Origin of the sequence: Klebsiella sp. HMSC16A12, assembly GCF_001808265.1 — a bacterium.
Taxonomy (GTDB): domain Bacteria; phylum Pseudomonadota; class Gammaproteobacteria; order Enterobacterales; family Enterobacteriaceae; genus Klebsiella; species Klebsiella pneumoniae.
Genome location: NZ_KV792583.1, coordinates 1 through 1202, shown reverse-complemented (window position 1 = coordinate 1202; position 1202 = coordinate 1). Strand labels below are relative to the sequence as shown.

Annotated in this window: 1 protein-coding gene and 1 pseudogene; both read left to right on the top strand. The window is 46.4% G+C overall.

What is annotated here, in order from left to right; genetic code table 11:
- On the top strand, positions 1–965 hold a 965-nt coding region (gene lacY, locus HMPREF3140_RS09520; RefSeq protein WP_070552950.1), incomplete at its 5' end, for a lactose permease.
- A gap of 65 nt (positions 966–1030) precedes the next feature.
- Positions 1031–1171: pseudogene (locus HMPREF3140_RS27190) on the top strand (maltose acetyltransferase domain-containing protein); the annotation flags it as partial.
- Positions 1172–1202: the final 31 nt, after the last annotated feature.

Below are 1202 nucleotides of genomic sequence, written 5' to 3'. Positions count from 1 at the left end.
CACTGTTACAATACAACATTTTAGTAGGATCGATTGTTGGTGGTATTTATCTAGGCTTTTGTTTTAACGCCGGTGCGCCAGCAGTAGAGGCATTTATCGAGAAAGTCAGCCGTCGCAGTAATTTCGAATTTGGTCGCGCGCGGATGTTTGGCTGTGTTGGCTGGGCGCTGTGTGCCTCGATTGTCGGCATCATGTTCACCATCAATAATCAGTTTGTTTTCTGGCTGGGTTCTGGCTGTGCACTCATCCTCGCCGTTTTACTCTTTTTCGCCAAAACGGATGCGCCCTCTTCTGCCACGGTTGCCAATGCGGTAGGTGCCAACCATTCGGCATTTAGCCTTAAGCTGGCGCTGGAACTGTTCAGACAGCCAAAACTGTGGTTTTTGTCACTGTATGTTATTGGCGTTTCCTGCACCTACGATGTTTTTGACCAACAGTTTGCTAATTTCTTTACTTCGTTCTTTGCTACCGGTGAACAGGGTACGCGGGTATTTGGCTACGTAACGACAATGGGCGAATTACTTAACGCCTCGATTATGTTTTTTGCGCCACTGATCATTAATCGCATCGGTGGGAAAAACGCCCTGCTGCTGGCTGGCACTATTATGTCAGTACGTATTATTGGCTCATCGTTCGCTACCTCAGCACTGGAAGTGGTTATTCTGAAAACGCTGCATATGTTTGAAGTACCGTTCCTGCTGGTGGGCAGCTTTAAATATATTACCAGCCAGTTTGAAGTGCGTTTTTCAGCGACGATTTATCTGGTCTGTTTCTGCTTCTTTAAGCAACTGGCGATGATTTTTATGTCTATTCTGGCGGGCAATATGTATGAAAGCATCGGTTTCCAGGGCGCTTACCTGGTGCTGGGTCTGGTGGCGCTGGGCTTCACCTTAATTTCCGTGTTCACGCTTAGCGGCCCCGGCCCACTTTCCCTGCTGCGTCGCCAGGTGAATGAAGTCGCTTAAGAAATTAATGTCGGATACGGCGCGAGCGCCTTATCCGACCAACTTATCAGGACGGAATGTTAAAAATGAACATGTCGATGACAGAAAAAATAAAAGCAGGCAAGCTATTTACCGATATGTGCGAAGGCTTACCTGAAAAAAGACTTCGTGGGAAAACATTAATGTATGAGTTCAATCACTCGCATCCATCAGAAGTTGAAAAAAGGGTAATGACTCCAACTTATTGACAGTGTTTTA